Origin of the sequence: Bacteroides caecigallinarum (genome assembly GCF_016901995.1) — a bacterium.
Classification (GTDB): Bacteria; Bacteroidota; Bacteroidia; order Bacteroidales; family Bacteroidaceae; genus Phocaeicola; species Phocaeicola cellulolyticus.
On sequence record NZ_JACJLE010000004.1, the window covers coordinates 37,772 to 53,967 of the forward strand.

The 16,196-nt window shown below is 37.3% G+C and carries 14 protein-coding genes and 1 tRNA gene; 7 read left to right on the top strand and 8 right to left on the bottom strand.

The window, feature by feature from the left end; genetic code table 11:
* Nucleotides 1-58: 58 nt before the first annotated feature.
* Both H6A61_RS01900 and aroB read right to left on the bottom strand, forming a co-directional pair.
* Nucleotides 59-133 (bottom strand) — tRNA-Pro (locus H6A61_RS01900).
* Nucleotides 134-223: 90 nt separating this feature from the next.
* Nucleotides 224-1,288, bottom strand: coding sequence for a 3-dehydroquinate synthase (gene aroB, locus H6A61_RS01905; RefSeq protein ID WP_204390552.1), 1,065 nt, complete (start codon nucleotides 1,286-1,288; stop codon nucleotides 224-226).
* Between the two features lie 109 nt (nucleotides 1,289-1,397).
* On the opposite strand from aroB, the gene H6A61_RS01910 reads away from it, so the two are divergent.
* The 3 genes from H6A61_RS01910 to cls all read left to right on the top strand — a co-directional run bounded on the left by H6A61_RS01910 (nucleotide 1,398) and on the right by cls (nucleotide 6,348).
* Entirely contained in the window at nucleotides 1,398-1,811 is a 414-nt protein-coding gene (locus tag H6A61_RS01910) for a hypothetical protein (protein WP_204390553.1), read from the top strand.
* A 94-nt stretch (nucleotides 1,812-1,905) separates the two neighbouring features.
* Nucleotides 1,906-4,782 (top strand): TonB-dependent receptor, encoded by a 2,877-nt coding sequence (locus tag H6A61_RS01915; RefSeq protein WP_154043227.1) that lies wholly within the window; start codon nucleotides 1,906-1,908, stop codon nucleotides 4,780-4,782.
* A 129-nt stretch (nucleotides 4,783-4,911) separates the two neighbouring features.
* Nucleotides 4,912-6,348 carry a cardiolipin synthase gene (gene cls / locus H6A61_RS01920; RefSeq protein ID WP_204390554.1) on the top strand — a complete coding sequence of 479 codons (1,437 nt, stop codon included), beginning with the start codon at nucleotides 4,912-4,914 and terminating at the stop codon, nucleotides 6,346-6,348.
* On the opposite strand, the gene H6A61_RS01925 is transcribed toward cls, so the two are convergent.
* From H6A61_RS01925 to H6A61_RS01935, 3 genes are read right to left on the bottom strand one after another with little or no spacing between them, the layout of a single operon-like run.
* Nucleotides 6,320-6,919 carry an RsmD family RNA methyltransferase gene (locus tag H6A61_RS01925; RefSeq protein ID WP_204390555.1) on the bottom strand — a complete coding sequence of 200 codons (600 nt, stop codon included), beginning with the start codon at nucleotides 6,917-6,919 and terminating at the stop codon, nucleotides 6,320-6,322. The two genes, cls and H6A61_RS01925, sit on opposite strands and share 29 nt — an antisense overlap.
* Nucleotides 6,910-7,728 (bottom strand): DUF3822 family protein, encoded by an 819-nt coding sequence (locus H6A61_RS01930; RefSeq protein WP_204390556.1) that lies wholly within the window; start codon nucleotides 7,726-7,728, stop codon nucleotides 6,910-6,912. The genes H6A61_RS01925 and H6A61_RS01930 overlap by 10 nt, the downstream gene beginning before the upstream one ends.
* A 10-nt stretch (nucleotides 7,729-7,738) precedes the next feature.
* Nucleotides 7,739-8,425, bottom strand: a complete 687-nt coding sequence (locus H6A61_RS01935) for a hypothetical protein (RefSeq protein ID WP_154043231.1) — start codon at nucleotides 8,423-8,425, stop codon at nucleotides 7,739-7,741.
* Nucleotides 8,426-8,519: 94 nt separating this feature from the next.
* Here H6A61_RS01935 and H6A61_RS01940 point away from each other — a divergent pair, with 94 nt between their 5' ends.
* The gene (locus H6A61_RS01940; RefSeq protein ID WP_204390557.1) at nucleotides 8,520-9,938 is read left to right on the top strand and encodes an ATP-dependent DNA helicase; all 1,419 of its coding nucleotides are present in this window, start codon (nucleotides 8,520-8,522) and stop codon (nucleotides 9,936-9,938) included.
* Here the strand turns inward: H6A61_RS01940 and H6A61_RS01945 are convergent.
* Genes H6A61_RS01945 through H6A61_RS01955 form a run of 3 tightly spaced genes read right to left on the bottom strand, consistent with a single transcriptional unit; the run spans nucleotide 9,910 to nucleotide 12,372 of the window.
* The gene (locus H6A61_RS01945) at nucleotides 9,910-11,223 is read right to left on the bottom strand and encodes an MATE family efflux transporter (protein ID WP_204390558.1); all 1,314 of its coding nucleotides are present in this window, start codon (nucleotides 11,221-11,223) and stop codon (nucleotides 9,910-9,912) included. The genes H6A61_RS01940 and H6A61_RS01945 overlap by 29 nt on opposite strands.
* An 18-nt stretch (nucleotides 11,224-11,241) precedes the next feature.
* Entirely contained in the window at nucleotides 11,242-11,979 is a 738-nt protein-coding gene (locus H6A61_RS01950; RefSeq protein ID WP_204390559.1) for a biotin--[acetyl-CoA-carboxylase] ligase, read from the bottom strand.
* 27 nt (nucleotides 11,980-12,006) lie between these two features.
* Nucleotides 12,007-12,372, bottom strand: a complete 366-nt coding sequence (locus tag H6A61_RS01955; RefSeq protein WP_204390560.1) for a YraN family protein — start codon at nucleotides 12,370-12,372, stop codon at nucleotides 12,007-12,009.
* Nucleotides 12,373-12,445: 73 nt separating this feature from the next.
* Between H6A61_RS01955 and H6A61_RS01960 the strand changes: the two genes are divergently transcribed.
* The 3 genes from H6A61_RS01960 to H6A61_RS01970 all read left to right on the top strand — a co-directional run bounded on the left by H6A61_RS01960 (nucleotide 12,446) and on the right by H6A61_RS01970 (nucleotide 16,061).
* Nucleotides 12,446-12,679, top strand: coding sequence for a hypothetical protein (locus H6A61_RS01960; RefSeq protein WP_154043236.1), 234 nt, complete (start codon nucleotides 12,446-12,448; stop codon nucleotides 12,677-12,679).
* Nucleotides 12,680-12,682: 3 nt separating this feature from the next.
* Nucleotides 12,683-13,117 carry a nucleoside deaminase gene (locus H6A61_RS01965; protein ID WP_204390561.1) on the top strand — a complete coding sequence of 145 codons (435 nt, stop codon included), beginning with the start codon at nucleotides 12,683-12,685 and terminating at the stop codon, nucleotides 13,115-13,117.
* 394 nt (nucleotides 13,118-13,511) lie between these two features.
* Entirely contained in the window at nucleotides 13,512-16,061 is a 2,550-nt protein-coding gene (locus H6A61_RS01970; RefSeq protein ID WP_204390562.1) for a hypothetical protein, read from the top strand.
* Nucleotides 16,062-16,196 lie beyond the last annotated feature (135 nt).

A 16,196-nucleotide genomic window follows, 5' to 3' on the forward strand; every position in this document is an offset into this window, starting at 1 on the left:
ACTATATAAAACAATAAAAGCATTGACAATCATCAGATTATCAATGCTTTATCCTCAGTCGGGATGACTGGATTCGAACCAGCGACCACACGCCCCCCAGACGCGTACTCTAACCGGGCTGAGCTACACCCCGAATTGCGGATGCAAAATTAGTGTTTTTTTTATAAACACCAAATTATATCCTTGGTTTTGCCCATGCCATGGTCTATACTATGTTAATCAATTATCCCATTGTTTCGGAATAGAAGTCAAGGCTTTCGAAAATTTCTTGTTTTGAAACTATCTGGTTTATTTTTATTTCGCCAACATCGCTCAAAAGTGTGAAGTTTACGGAATTGGCAGATTCGTTCTTCTTGTCGTGAGTCATGAGTTCATATAAAGTTTCGTAGTCTTTACATGTGAATCCCAGTTTTCCGTAGTGTTCTTTTACAAATGTCACCGTTTGTCGAAGCCTGTCACTAGGAAAACCGACTCTGATGTGCGATAGATATAATTCGCATACCAACCCCCATGCTACTGCATATCCGTGCAGTGAATGATTTTTTCCACGCAAAGAATAACTTTCAAAAGCATGTCCCACCGTGTGTCCTAAGTTCAAAGACTTGCGAATTCCTTTTTCAAACGGGTCTTGTTCAACCACGTTCTCTTTTATTCCTACTGATTTTCCTATTAGTGTCTGTAATGATTTATAGTCTATATCTTTTGAAAAATCGAATTGTATGAGTTCTTTCCAATTGTCATAATTGCTTATAAGACCATGTTTCAACATTTCTGCATATCCTGACATTATGTTCTCATAGTCAAGCGTTTTCAGAAACTCACTGTCAATGATTACTTCAGATGCAGGCGCGAAAGCTCCGATTTCGTTCTTCAGACCGTTGAAATTTATTCCTGTTTTTCCACCGACTGCTGCATCTACCATTGATAGAAGCGTGGTAGGTATATTTATGAATTGTATTCCTCTTTTAAATGTTGCGGCAGCAAAACCACCCAGATCTGTAACCATTCCTCCTCCAAGGTTTATTAATAGGGAATGTCTTGTGGCTCCTCTTTGGCTTAATTCAGACCATACGTAAGCTAAGGTGTCCAGATTCTTGTTTGTGTCTTCAACTCCTATGGTGATTTCCGAGGCTTTATGTATGAAATCTATGTTCTTGGTCAAAGGCAGGCAGTGACGTGAAGTATGGTTATCTGTTAATATGAACAGTTTATCGAATTTATGAGAAGATATTACTGTTTTCAGATCTTCTTCCAGCTCTTTGCAAATAATAATTTTTTGTTTGCTCATGATTTTACATATTTGACGGCAAAAATAGAAAAAAAGTTAGAAAATCACTTTATAACGTTTACAAATAATTATTTTTGTACCACTAATTAAAAACTAAATGATAAGAGTTATGAAAGGACTTTTTCCAACTTGTTTTCGTGTGGCGGGATACACACTTCTTATATTGTCTGTATTTGTTCCAATGCTTATGTATATGTTTGGAATGATAACATCAGATGCAGGTTTTATATATTCTAAACTTGCAGCAAAAGCAGTCATATGGATTTCATTGTTTTTCATATTTTTTGCGAAGACTGTCGATGAGGATGAGATGACATCGTCTTTGCGTGCAAAAGCTGCAAAATTTGCTTTGTTTCTGTGGGGAATATACTATCTGATAGCGTTAGGAATGGCTGCTGCAGATTTGAATTATCAAAGTGCCGATAATTCTGTAGGTATATATTATATGGTAATGAATGTTATATGCTTTGAGTTTTTGGTGCAAAAACGTAAAATAGAGAAAAAATTTGGTAGGAAAAATTAAAATGACGTTTACTGGATTAAACCTTTTCTTAGTTTCTCTATCAAAAGCGTATTGAATATAATTTGTTAAAATATGGAATGATAGTTTTGGGACTATGAAAAGTTGGGTTTTGTGTTTTTTGTTGGGGGCTTTCACCCCTTCGTTAATCTTCTCACAAGGAAGGACTCCTCGGGGTACTGTTTCCGGAACAGTAGTAGATGCTGATGATAAGATGCCGGTAATGCAGGCTACGGTGCAAGTGTTGTCACCAAAGGACAGTACTATGATAATCGGTAATATTACAGATCTGGACGGTAAATTTTCGCTAAATGCAAAGTTAGGAAAGTATTTGCTGAAAGTGTCCTTTGTGGGATATAAGCCGGTTTTTAAAGATTTCGAAATAACCAGACAAAAGCCGAAGGCTTCGGTTGGAAATATAGAACTTTCTTCTGATGCTATTATGCTTGAGGAAGCTGTGATAGTTGCACAGGCTCCCGAAGTAACTGCAGTGGCGGATACTTTGGTGTATAATTCTTCTGCATACAGAGTGCCGGAGGGATCAGCACTGGAGGAACTGGTTAAGAAACTTCCTGGAGCAGAGATAGATGATGACGGAAAAATAACCATTAACGGAAAAGAAATAAGCAAAATTATGATTGACGGTAAGGAGTTCTTTGCCGACGATCCTAATATTGCCCTGAAGAATTTGCCGGTAAACATTATTGATAAACTCCGTGCGTACGATAAGCAGTCGGATATGGCAAAGGCTACAGGTATTCAGGATGGAGAAGAAGAAACAGTACTTGACCTTACTGTAAAGCCGGGTATGAACAAAGGTTGGTTTGGTAATGCCGATGTTGCTGGTGGTACTCAGGATAGGTATAGTGCAAAAGTCCTTTTAAACCGTTTTTATGGTGGAAATCAGTTTACTGTCATCGGTTCGTCAAACAATGTAAATGACAACGGCTTTCCCGGCGGTGGGGGAGGTGGCGGTTGGAGACGTCAGAATGGTTTGAACACCATTCATATGGCAGGTTTCAACTTCGCTACAGAAACAGAGAAGTGGCATAATAACGGAAGTGTAAACTTTAATCTGAAAAATTCGGATATAAGAAGTAAAAGTGCTTCTGAAACATTTGTGTCCAGTTCTTCAAGCTCTTTTACAAATGCGATGAATATCCAAGATAATAAGAATCTTAATCTTACGGCTGATTTTAGGATTGAATGGAATCCTGACACTATGACTATGGTGCTTTTCCGTCCAAGATTTCAGTTGGGAGATACTGACAACGGAACTGACTCCAAGACATATACCTTTAATCAGGATCCGGTGTTCTCTACAGACGAACTTATCAATGCTGATGATTTGACAGAACTTGTTCCTGAAGAGAACATCATCAACACCATTATACGTAACAGTCTGTCGCGTTCAAATTCGCTTACTCATGGAGCCTCATTGATGTATAACAGACGTCTTGGTAAAGCTGGAAGAAATATAACATTGAGAGGATACTATAATGTAACAAACAGTACATCAGAGCAATTCTCTACATCTGAAACCAATTATTTCCAGAAGACACCGGAAGAGCAACTGGAAATATTGAACCGTTATATATCTACACCGACAAAAAGTTACAGCTACAGTGCCCGTGTTTCATATAGCGAACCTATACTCAAGAATATGTTCTTGCAGTTCAGCTATAATTTCCAGTATAAGAGAAACACCTCGGATAATTCCACTTATGATATGCCCGAAGGATGGACAGTACCTCAAGGCATAGCAGGAGATATAAATGGTACTTATAATGATGATTTAAGTAAAAGTGCAGCATATGACTATTATAATCATCAGGTTGATGTGTCTTATAAATGGATAACCCAAAAGTCTCAGTTTAACTTGGGTGTCTCATTACAGCCACAGAACACAAAACTTGATTATAAGAAAGGTGATTTGGATACTGTAAGTGTGCGTAAGGTGTTTAACTTCACTCCTACATTGGACTTCAGATATAAGTTTTCGAAAACAAGTCAGCTCAGGGTTGACTATAGAGGACGTAGTTCACAGCCAAGCATGACAGATCTGTTACCTATTGAGGACAATACGGATCCGCTTAATGTAAAACAGGGAAATCCTAATCTGAAGCCTTCCTTTACAAATACATTGCGTGTTCATTATAATACGTTCAATGTTGATACTCAGAGAGGTTGTATGACATTCTTTACATACAACAATACACTTAACAGTATCAGTAACCGCCGAACTTATGATGAAAATACCGGAGGATATACTACCAGACCTGAAAATATTAACGGAAACTGGAATATATTCGGTATGGTAGGTGGTAACATTGCCTTGAAGAACAAGAAATATACAATTAACACGTTTACTAATACCAGATATAGTAATATGGTTAGTTATATCAGCAGTAAGGAGGTTACCACAAATTCAGATAAGAATATAACCAAGCAGTTAAGCCTTGGCGAGCGCTTGAGAGGTACATACAGATCAGACTGGTGGGAAGTTTCATTGAATGGATCTATCAATTATACTCATTCAAGAAACAGCTATCAGGAGTCCAGCAATATGGACACTTACCAGTTCTCTTACGGTGCAAGTACAAATATCAATCTTCCGTGGAATATGTCCATCTCTACTGATTTGTCACAGAATTCCAGACGTGGTTACACGGATGCTTCCATGAATCGTGACGAACTTTTATGGAATGCACAGATTTCACAGAATTTCCTCAAGGGAAATGCAGCAACAGTAAGTGTACAGTTCTACGATATATTACGCAATCAGAGCAATATAAGTCGTGTAATTTCGGCTGCCATGCGTTCTGATACAGAGTATAATGCCATCTACAGTTATTGTATGGTTCATTTTATATATCGTCTTAATTTATTTGGTGGAAAACAGGGTGGACGTCCTATGGGCGGCCCGGGATTCGGACCTCCGGGACATGGACCTGGATTTGGTCACAGGAGATAATGATAACGTTAGAAAAACGCATGAAGTCAGAAATGATTTCATGCGTTTTTTTATAATATAAAGGCTGAAAAGTAATATGTTTTTCATGAAAAACATGTATTTTTGTTTTTGACCTGAAATGGAACTATTATGAATGATGTTTTCTTCTCGCTGTTTTATTTTACTTATATCCTGGTTGTTTTTTCAACTGTGGTATTTGTTGTACTTGATAATAGAAACCCGGTTAAGGCAATGGCTTGGATACTGGTTCTGTTTTTCCTTCCATTGGTAGGACTTGTACTATATTTCTTTTTGGGGAGAAGTAATAGAAAGGAAAGGCTGATAAGTAAAAAAGGATATTCCAGGCTTATAAAAAGGCCTATGGCTGAATATCAGGCACAGGAAACATTAAATATCAGTACAGGAAAATACAGGATAATATCATTCTTTAAAAATGTCAACAAAGCTTTGCCTTTTGATGGAAATGAGGTTGAGATATACACAGACGGTTTTTCCATGTTTCTTTCATTATTGAGGTCTGTTTATAATGCAAAGCATCATATTCATATTGAGTTCTACATAATAGAAAATGATCCCGTTGGCCGTATGCTGAGAGATGCTCTGATAGACAAGTCGAGACAAGGGGTAAAGGTTAGATTGCTTTATGACGATGTAGGATGTTGGAAGGTTGATAACGGATTTTATGAACAGATGTTGTGCGAAGGCATAGAGGTGCAAGGTTTTCTGAAAGTGAGATATCCTATTTTTACCTCAAAGGTCAATTATAGAAATCATAGGAAGATTGTTGTTATTGATGGTAAAGTGGGTTATGTCGGAGGTATGAATATAGCCTATAGATATTTGTATGGATTTGATTGGGGAAGATGGAGAGATACTCATGTAAGGATTAAAGGAAAAGCTGTATATGGATTGCAGACAAGTTTCCTGACAGACTGGTTTACTGTGGAAAGATCTCTGATTACCGCTCCTGAATATTTTCCTAAAATGTCGGAACAACCTGAAAATGATAGGAAGTCCAATTCATTGGTTCAGATAGTAACTTCTGATCCGGTAGGTGAATGGAGGGATATCATGCAAGGTTATGTTATGGCAATAAATAATGCCAGAAGCTATATATATATACAGACTCCATATTTACTTCCTACCGAGCCTGTGCTTACAGCTTTACAGACAGCAGCTTTGGCTGGTGTAGATGTAAGGGTCATGATTCCTAAGAGAGGCGATTCGTGGCTTATACATAAAGGAACTATGTCATATATTGACGATATGCTCGAGGCCGGGGTGAAGGTTTATCTGTATAAGGCAGGATTTTTACATTCCAAACTCATGGTCAGTGACGATGAGATATCCACTGTTGGCTCAACAAATATGGATTTCAGGAGTTTTGAACATAATTTTGAAGCCAATGCCTTCTTTTATGACAAAGAAACGGCATTGGCTCTGAAAAATATATTTTATAATGATATAAAATCAAGTATGTTGCTGACACAAAAGATATGGAATTCCCGTTCAGGAAAGAATAAGATTTCCGAGTCTGTCATGAGACTGTTGTCTCCTCTTCTGTAATGTCATTATTTTCGTCGTTTGCTTCCGCATCAGACGGATATCCGAAAAATGAGAAGTTGACACTTCCATAGTATCTGTGTTCTATGAAGTATGGGTGTGATTCAAAGCTCAAGTCTTTTCCATGTTCAAGAACGAACAGCCCTCCTTCTTTCAGTAATCCGTATTTGAAAATCAAATCAGGTATTTCCGACAGCCTTTCAAGTGCATAAGGTGGGTCGGCAAAAATAAAATCAAACTTCTCCTGACATCTTTCTATATACTTGAAAACGTCAGCCTTTAACATGAAACATTTGTCTGTCTTCACTTCTTTCATTATCTTGCTGATGAATGACAGATGTTGGGCGTCCTTTTCTACAGAAATAACTCTGTCGCATCCTCTCGACAGAAGTTCTATGCTTATGCTTCCTGTTCCGGCAAACAAATCAAGCGCTGAAACGCCATCTTCAAAATCAATATAGTTGTTCAGTACATTGAACAGATTTTCTTTTGCAAAATCCGTTGTAGGGCGTGCCTTGAATGTATGAGGAACATCAAATCTTCTTCTTTTATATATACCGCTTATTACTCGCATAATATTAGTGATTGAACGTCGAACGGGATATTCTCTATTTCACTTATTGATGAATTATTGAATTCCGCTTGTGGGTTAATACTGTAAATGTGGCTTATATACTTTTTAAGCTCCGGGATAATGATTTTTTTTATATCGGATAGTCCTGTTAAATACAACTCGTCTCTTTCCTGATCAAATCCGGCCTGTTGCCATATGTTGAGTATAAAGTAATTGATGTCATTTGTTGATGTGCTTGAATACGTATTTACAAGCATAAGTCTGCCTTTATCCAGTGCTACTACATCAATACTGTTGTGGTGAATATTGGTGTATAGTTTCTTGCTGTTACCAAGTTGGCTTTTTATAGTCAGATATTCAATCTGTGGACTTATTGAAGAAAAGAATCTTGCATCAGGAAAATGTTCGGACAAGAACACGTGCGTAAGTTTGTCCAGTGAAAATATAACAACAGAGCTGCTGTTACTTAATATATTGCACAATATGATTTCATTCTTCTTTTCCCTTACGTTATGATAGAAAATATTTTCCATGGAGTCATCCTCAAAAAATTCCAAAGGTACTATCGTATAGCGTGGTGAGTGTATCAGAATGTTGGTTTGTTTGAATGTGTATTTCAGCTCTTCTGTGGCTGCAAGGAAAGCTTTTACGTTTGCGGCCATCGAACGCTGTGTGTTTACAGGAAATGCGCGATAATAGAAGTCATTCCCGTTTATAGGGTTATAGATAGAAAAAGAAAATCCATCCGTACTGAGACGGATGGATAATGTATATTGTTCTGATTTGTTAAAATCTAAAGTTTCTGTCATGTATAAATGATTATTCCCAGTTTCCGGCATTGTTGTTTGGCTGTTCGATATCACCTACTCTCAAACCGCAATATTTGCCAAGTTTAGACTGCATATCTTTAAGGTTTGCAAGTTCCTGTCTGTTGATACCGTCCAAATATACATCGTATGCAACCTGTGCCTGGAACAAGTTAAGAGGAGCACCAGATTTCATAGTGTCTTTACGTACTGCCATTTCGAATTTAGCACCGTTACCGTAAGGAACATAGCAAAGTGAATCAGGGTTAAATCCTTTTGAGAAGATAGTGTCAAGTACAGCTACCCACATAGTATCACGACGGAAGTTCTGAAGTCCTTCTTTTTCTACTTCTTTATAGTTACCAGTTTTCTTAGCCTTGTTGATGATAGCCATAGCTTTCTTTTCAGTCATACCGGCTTCAAGCTGAGCGTCAGTCAGAGATCCAACTTTAAGGATGAATGGAAGTTTTGCTGTTTTTACGAAGTCTATCAAAGAGTCGAAGTCAGCTGTGTAAGCACCCTGGTGCATACCGCGGTATTCCTGCTGTGCTTTACGGATGTCGATAAGACGAGCAATGATAGCTTTTTCTCTAATTCCTCTTTCTTTGTCAAAATTTATTGGACCCATTACACTGCCATAGCAGATGTAAACCAAACCTACAACGCAGGCTGCTAAAACAAGATTAATAACTGTTTTCATGATAATATTATTTTTTTAGTTTATATTCGTAGCGCAAAAATAAGATAAATAACTTGAACAACGTAAATATTACTCAATCTTTTTATTTACTTTTATGTTAAATAACTATTTAACGCAACAAATTAAGCGAAATTTTTGTTACCAACCAACAGAAGAGCAAGAAAAAGCTATAGAATGTATAGCAGATTTCTTGTTTAAGCCTGAAAATGATACTTTGTTATTACTGAAAGGATATGCAGGAACCGGTAAGACAACTCTGATTGGGGCTGTCGTCAGGACTTTGTCCGAGATGCGGGCCGGCTATGTACTTATGGCTTCTACCGGAAGGGCCGCCAAGGTCTTTTCCCGTTATTCGGGATTTTCAGCTTATACAATACACAAGAAAATATATCGTCAGAAATCCTTTTCCAATGATCTTGATAATTTTTCTTTGAATGACAATCTTCACAAGAATACACTGTTCATAGTGGATGAGGCTTCCATGATTTCTAATGACGGGCTGACGGGAGCATCTTTTGGAAGCGGAAGGCTTCTAGATGACCTGATAGAATATGTATATGCCGGACAGGGATGCCGCCTTCTTATAATAGGTGATGATGCCCAGCTGCCGCCAGTTGGTGAAGATGAAAGTCCGGCTTTATCTGCCGAAGTGTTGAGCGGATACGGACTTGACGTTACGGAATGTATCCTGACGGAAGTAATCCGATATTCTGGCAGAAACGGTATTCTGTCAAACGCAACCATGCTTCGCGAAAGAATGGCAGCCGATGATATTTACGATCTTCCGGTGCTTACGCTTAAGGGATACGAAGATATTTCTTCCATACCAGGCAGTGAACTGATTGAGGCTATAAACTCATCCTATAATGAAGTAGGTATGGATGAAACTATGGTAATATGTCGTTCAAACAAGAGGGCTTATCTTTATAATAAAGGAATAAGGAATACCATTCTTTATAGAGAAGAAGAACTAAGTACAGGCGATATACTTATGATAGCCAAGAATAATTATCACTGGACTGCGGACTGTAAGGAGATGGACTTCATTGCAAATGGAGATATAGCCGTTGTGCGCCGCGTACGCAGGACTCAAGAAATGTACGGGTTCAGGTTTGCCGATGTAGTACTCTCTTTCCCAGATCATAATGATATAGAGTTCGAGCTGAAGATATTGCTTGACACACTTCATTCGGACTATCCGTCGCTGTCGAAAGAAGACAGTGACCGTCTGTTCAATGCCGTAATGGAAGATTATTCGGACATAACCAACAAGAAGGAACGTATGAAGAAACTCAAAGAAGACAGTTTCTATAATGCTCTTCAGGTGAAATATGCTTATGCCGTGACATGTCATAAGGCGCAGGGTGGACAGTGGAAAAGAATCTTTATCGACCAGGGATATATCACCGAAGATACTTTTACCCCCGATTATTACCGTTGGCTATATACAGCCTTGACCAGAGCAAGTGAGAAGCTTTATCTTGTCAACTGGCCCGAAAGTCAGACTGAATAAGACGGTAGGTGAGTGCTGCCTGCACGCTTCCTCTTACGAACAGATATAATATGAATGCCATCCATAGTGAATGATTTCCAAGCGTACTGTCCGATATATAATAAGTAGAGAAAAATGCAACGGAAGCCACGAATATAGAGCGCAGCATTATGCCTGTTGCCGTGGCTCCTATACATATACCGTCGAGGATGAACGCCATAAATCCGGCAAAAGGTATTGCCAGTACCCAATAGTAATATTCGGATGAGTTTTTTATTACATCCGTGTCGTCAGTGAGTAGCTGCAGGAAATCTTTTCCACCTATACTATATAATAATGTAAAGAATACTGCAACACCTGTTCCCCAGTAAATTAGGTGTTTTATAGTCTGTCGTAGAAGTGCGTTGTTGCGGCTGCCTACATGCTTGCCTACCAAAGCTTCTCCTGCATATGCAAATCCGTCCATTATGTACGAGAAAATTGTAAACAGCTGCATCTGCAGAGTGTTTACTGCCAGAGTAGTATCTCCGTATGCCGCTCCGGACGATGTGAAAAATACTGTAACAGCCACTATGCATAATGTTCGGAAAAATATATCTCTGTTTACTTTAAAGAAAACCGACATGCTCTTCCTGTTGAATACATTGGCTGGAGATATGTTCCATGTATATTTTTGAGTGTATTTTAATCCCAAGAGTATAGCCATCAACAATCCGGCATATTGGGCAATCAGTGTTCCGTATGCCACACCCTCAATTTTCATTCCCATTTCTTTTACAAAGAAAAGACTTGCTGCAATGTTTATGATGTTCTGTGTTATGGCTATGAACATTGGGTACTTGGAGTTCTGCATTCCAAGAAACCATCCTGTGAAACTGTATAGTCCCAATACAGCCGGAGCTCCCCAGATACATATATGGAAATATTCCGACGCATATGTCTTTACCTCAGTGCTGGTGTCGATAAAAAGAAATGCTATGCTGACAATGAGTGTTTGTAGCATAATAAGTATGGATGCCAGCAGAACGCTTATCCCCATCGAACGCAGCAGTATATTACGGCATTCATTATCATTCCTGCTTCCATATGCCTGTGAAGTCATGCCTCCGGTTCCCATTCTCAGAAATCCGAAAATCCAGTAAATCATATTGAACAGCATACCTCCCACGGCTATGGCACCTATGTATGCCACATCACCCAAATGCCCGGTTATGGTTACATCTACCAGTCCCAGCAGCGGTACTGTGATGTTCGAGATAATTGATGGTATGGCTATCTGCAGAATTTCCTTGTTTGTCTGGTTCATGTTCCTGTGTTTGGTATATTATATAATATATGACACTTCCTTAAACAGATATTTCCTAACGTTTCCTTCTCTGTCTTTAAGTACGAAGCGTCCGTCTTTCTCTATATCCTCTATGGTAGCGTCAAATGTTCCGTTGTCATCTTTATATTTATGGAAACCGTCTTTTCTGTATATGGCATCAAAATATTTTTTTCGGATAATATCACTTTCTCCATTCTCGTACATATGATAGTAACCGCTTGCCGAATTCATTATTTTGTGAAGCACGGCCTCAATATCATATTCCTGTCCTGTAATCTGTGATAGAGAGACAGGATTAGGGGCGTCACTTCTGAAAATTTTCTGATTCAGATTTACACCTGTTCCCGAAATGGATCGTTCTATGTTCATACCGCTCAAGTCGTTTTCTATTAATGTTCCGCAAATCTTCTTGTCCATCCAATAAATGTCGTTGGGCCATTTTATGCTTATTCCGTCAGTGAATTCCGACAGAGTGTCGAACAACGCAAGAGCGGTAATCTGCAGCAGTATGAAATGTTCTCTGGCAGGCAGTTCCTTCGGGAAAACCACAAAGCTGAACAGCAGATTCTTTCCGTCTTCCGATTCCCACTTGTTCCCTCGCTGTCCCCTGCCGTCGGTCTGAAAAGATGAATATACAGATGTAAGGTCTTCTGTGTAACCTTTTGAACAAATATCAGCCAGGCTTACATTAGTAGAAATCGTCTGTGGTATATATATAGGTTTAGGATAATTCATTTTAAATCTTTAATTAATGTATTGTTTTTACCATACAGGAGAAATAAAGGCGTCCTCAATATGTTTTATCTTGAAATTTCCGTCTTGTCCGGTTATGGATATAATGTCGAACCTTACATTAAGGTCAATCATATTCTTCTTTATATACACATCCGCGGCATTGATGATTCTCCTTATCTTTTTGTCGGACACTGTATATTCAGGCTCACCATAGGCATCGGTACTTCTTGTCCTTATTTCAGCAATAATCAGGCAGTTGTCTTTTCTGGCTATTATGTCCAGTTCCAGTTTTCTCCATGTCCAGTTTCTTTCCAATATTTCATATCCTTTTTCCTGAAGGAAATGGCATGCTATGTCTTCTCCTGTTTTTCCTAAAATATTATGTTGAGCCATTTTGTCATTTTTTGCAAAAATACTTATTTATTTTTTCTTAATTAACCGGAAGTAGATTAATTTTGCACATTGAATGATAGCAAAAGGTAAAACAAGAAAGAGAGTCCCGTCATCTGTTCCACCACGCAAGCAGCGTATGGTATGTCTGATGAGTGAAGAAGAAATCCGCATAGTAGATTGTTATCTCAAGAAATATAAGATAACAAACAAGGCGAGATGGCTTCGTGAGACCGTATTGTCTCATATCCATCAGCAGTTGGACGATGATTATCCTACTCTTTTCAATGAACACGAAATGCGCAGATAGTATATGGCAGACGATAAATTCTATATGAAGCAGGCCCTTGCTGAGGCTGAACGCGCGGCAGAGAGGGGAGAGGTTCCGGTGGGAGCCGTAGTGGTTTGTCGTGACCGTATAATAGCCCGTGCGCATAACTTGACTGAAACACTGAATGATGTTACTGCTCATGCCGAGATGCAGGCTATAACGGCTGCAGAGAATGCTTTGGGAGCAAAGTATCTGAATGACTGTACACTGTATGTCACTGTTGAACCGTGTGTGATGTGTGCCGGTGCTATAGCATGGTCGCAACTCGGAAAATTGGTTTATGGAGCTTCTGACGATAAGCGTGGTTTCATGAAATATGCTCCTGATGCTCTTCATCCCAAGACTGTTCTTCTTTCAGGCGTTATGGCTGATGAGTGTGGGCAGTTGATGAAGGATTTCTTTAAAAAACGCAGATAATTCGTTTCTTTATTTGATTTAGCGATTAGCGCAAATTCTTTTAATATAGTAAAAAGTGACCGCTGTTGTACGGATTTCAACCTTTCTAATGGTCAGAAAAAAGCGTGCGCACATTTCATCTAAAACGTGCGCACGTTTGGAATTGGATGTGCGCCCGTTTAAAGTGGAACGTGCGCCCGCTTTTAAAACATATATTTTTCTATCTGATAACATGAAATAAATAGATGTTGTCAACTAAAGATTTTTAATAAATATGTTGAGCAATCCGTTATTTTACTCTTAGTTCTTTAATTGATAGCATATCTAAAGTTTTACCTTAATTTGTTTTATGTAGAAAAATAATTATTTTTGCCATAATTATGCACAATGAAGATTAAAGCTTAAGTTTGAATTTATGATGTCCGTATACAAAAAATATATATTTTTACTCACTTACTTTTTTTTATTTCCAGTTTCTTCCTATTCTTATGGACTGAGATTTAAAGGATCAAACTATCCTATTGATAAAAGAACATCGTATCGTGTTTTTGATAAAAAGGTGCCTGTTTATAATGATTATTTTGATGTACAGTTTGATATGGCATTATATCCTGCCGTTGAAATAGGTTATATTGTAGATATAAGAGGTGATTATAATGAGCAGGCATTTAATCTTTTTTTTGATATACGTGGAGAAGATGTGTTGTTTCGTTTGAATCAGGAAGGTAAAAGTGTTTTAATAGCTTTGCCGGTCAATAAAGAAGATATGACAAAGAACCACTGGTTTAAAGTTAAGATTGCATTTGATTTAAAGCATAATGAGGTTACATTAAAAATACATAACCGTGAAAAAACTTGTTCGGGTGTTTATTTGTCCAATAGTTTCAAGCCCTCTATCGTTTTTGGCAGAAGTGAGCATATTATAGATATACCTTCTTTTGCCATAAACAGTTTATCTGTTAATGGAGATAAAAAATATATTTTCCCATTGAATGAGGCAGAAGGTGAATCTGTATATGATTCTGTAGGTAAGAGTTATGGAAAAGTTGAAAATCCGGAATGGCTTATAAACGAGGCTTTTCACTGGAAAAAAGAATATATATTCAGCTCATCGTCTGAGGCTGGTTCTTGCTATGATGAAAATAATAGTATTATATATTATTTTAATAGAGATTCTATTTTTTCCTATAATATAGAGAACGGTAGCTATGAAGTTAAGAAAACAAATGGAAGTTGCCCTATGAAATTGTTTCTTGCTAGTGGCTTTTTTGACTCGGTTAATGAAAAATTATATGTGTATGAGGTTTATCATGAACCACCATATGATAATAACCCTTCTATAGTTAGTCTGGATTTAAAAACTTTAGAGTGGAAGATAGAAGGAATGCATCATCTGGATATGCAGTTGCATCATCATGATTCCTATTATGATGTACAGAATGGTTCTTATACCATTTTTGGCGGATTCGGAAATATGTATTACAGTAACAGGTTCTATAATTTAAGAACAGGTGTTAGGGATAGCTCTTTAAATTTAAAATGGAATGAAATAACCGGTTTGTCGGGTGATAGAATATGTCCACGTTATTTTTCATCTGTAGGGTATTCTCCAGAGAATAATTCTATTTATATTTTTGGGGGGATGGGAAATGAAACTGGTGAGCAGATTGTTGGGAAACGCTATTTACATGATTTGTATAGGGTTAATTTAAAAGATAATCAAATAAATAAATTATGGGAACTCAATGGCGAACCTAATATTGTTCCCGCACATGGCATGACAATATTGGCGGATTCTGTCTTTTATGTTCTTCAATATCGTGAAAGTGTTTCACGTTCACATTTGCATTTATATAAATTTTCTATTAATGATGGTATTTATAATGTTTTAGGAGATTCTATTCCTATAATTTCTGATAAAATTACAACAAATGCTCATCTGTATTATAATGAACGAAGAAAACGCTTTTTTGCCACAGTTCAGGAATCTTTTGATGATATTTCATCAACGTTTACAATTTATTCATTACTTTATCCCCCAGTCTCCTATTCGACATATGAAAAGGTAAAAAGTAGAAATAATCTTCCTTATACTTTAATTGGAGGGGCTTTGGGTATTCTCTGTGTATTTGGTTTAGGCTATATAATAAGGAATAAAAGAAAACCCAAAAAATATTTGAATGAGGAAAGCTGTATCGACGAATTGAAATCCTCAAAGTCTGTTGTGAAAAAAGAAATAGAAGAAAAAGAGGCTCGTAGAACTAATGCTATATATATTTTTGGAAACTTTACAGTGTACGACAATAAGGGACGTGATATTTCTTATATGTTTTCTTTACAGATAAAACAATGTTTTTTTCTGATATTATATTATAGTTCTTTTGAAGGTATTTCTTCGAAAGAACTGAGCGACAGACTATGGCCTGACAAGCCTAAAGATAAGGTGAAAAACTCAAGAGGTGTAGCATTAAATCATTTAAGGTCTTTGCTTAATGAATTGGATGGTATCATGTTGGTATATGAAAAAGGTTTTTTTAGATTTGTATTGAGTGATACTTTTTATTGTGATTATTTACGCTGCATGGAACTTATTTCCAATAAATTAGAAAATCCCTTTAGAGAAGAATTTATTAAAATAATAAGTCGTGGTAAGTTTATGACCTTTTTGGACAATCCATTATTCGATCATTTTAAAGATGACGTAGAATGTAAGCTTGAGGTTGTAATATTGGAGCAGATGAGAAGTGCTTTTAATAATAATGATTATCATATGACAATAAATTTTGCTAAGTCTGAGTTTAATATTGATCCTATAAATGAAGAGGCTTTGTCATGCTGCATTAAATCGTATTTTAATCTAAAACGCGAAAACCTGGCGATAGTAGAATATCAGAGATTTATGGCAGAATATTTAAAAGGAACAGGAGAAGAATATCCACGTCCGTTTACCGATTTCTGGTGTTGATCTTTTGTTTTTGCATAGTAACTAGTATAACTAATCCCATTTTTCTAAGTTTCCATATTAGAATTATTAAATTAAGGGTTAATTTGCTGTAGATTAGAACTTTTATGTATCTTCTAACCTGATTTTAACCCTAAA

Coding starts and splice junctions, on each gene's coding strand:
- H6A61_RS01910 (WP_204390553.1), top strand. CDS start 1,398: ATGAAAGGACTTTTTCCAACTTGTTTTCGTGTGGCGGGATACACACTT.
- H6A61_RS01930 (WP_204390556.1), bottom strand. CDS start 7,728: ATGACAGAAACTTTAGATTTTAACAAATCAGAACAATATACATTATCC.
- H6A61_RS01955 (WP_204390560.1), bottom strand. CDS start 12,372: ATGGCTCAACATAATATTTTAGGAAAAACAGGAGAAGACATAGCATGC.
- H6A61_RS01965 (WP_204390561.1), top strand. CDS start 12,683: ATGGCAGACGATAAATTCTATATGAAGCAGGCCCTTGCTGAGGCTGAA.
- H6A61_RS01945 (WP_204390558.1), bottom strand. CDS start 11,223: ATGAACCAGACAAACAAGGAAATTCTGCAGATAGCCATACCATCAATT.
- H6A61_RS01915 (WP_154043227.1), top strand. CDS start 1,906: ATGAAAAGTTGGGTTTTGTGTTTTTTGTTGGGGGCTTTCACCCCTTCG.
- cls (WP_204390554.1), top strand. CDS start 4,912: ATGAATGATGTTTTCTTCTCGCTGTTTTATTTTACTTATATCCTGGTT.
- H6A61_RS01970 (WP_204390562.1), top strand. CDS start 13,512: ATGATGTCCGTATACAAAAAATATATATTTTTACTCACTTACTTTTTT.
- H6A61_RS01940 (WP_204390557.1), top strand. CDS start 8,520: ATGTTAAATAACTATTTAACGCAACAAATTAAGCGAAATTTTTGTTAC.
- H6A61_RS01960 (WP_154043236.1), top strand. CDS start 12,446: ATGATAGCAAAAGGTAAAACAAGAAAGAGAGTCCCGTCATCTGTTCCA.
- H6A61_RS01925 (WP_204390555.1), bottom strand. CDS start 6,919: ATGCGAGTAATAAGCGGTATATATAAAAGAAGAAGATTTGATGTTCCT.
- aroB (WP_204390552.1), bottom strand. CDS start 1,288: ATGAGCAAACAAAAAATTATTATTTGCAAAGAGCTGGAAGAAGATCTG.
- H6A61_RS01950 (WP_204390559.1), bottom strand. CDS start 11,979: ATGAATTATCCTAAACCTATATATATACCACAGACGATTTCTACTAAT.
- H6A61_RS01935 (WP_154043231.1), bottom strand. CDS start 8,425: ATGAAAACAGTTATTAATCTTGTTTTAGCAGCCTGCGTTGTAGGTTTG.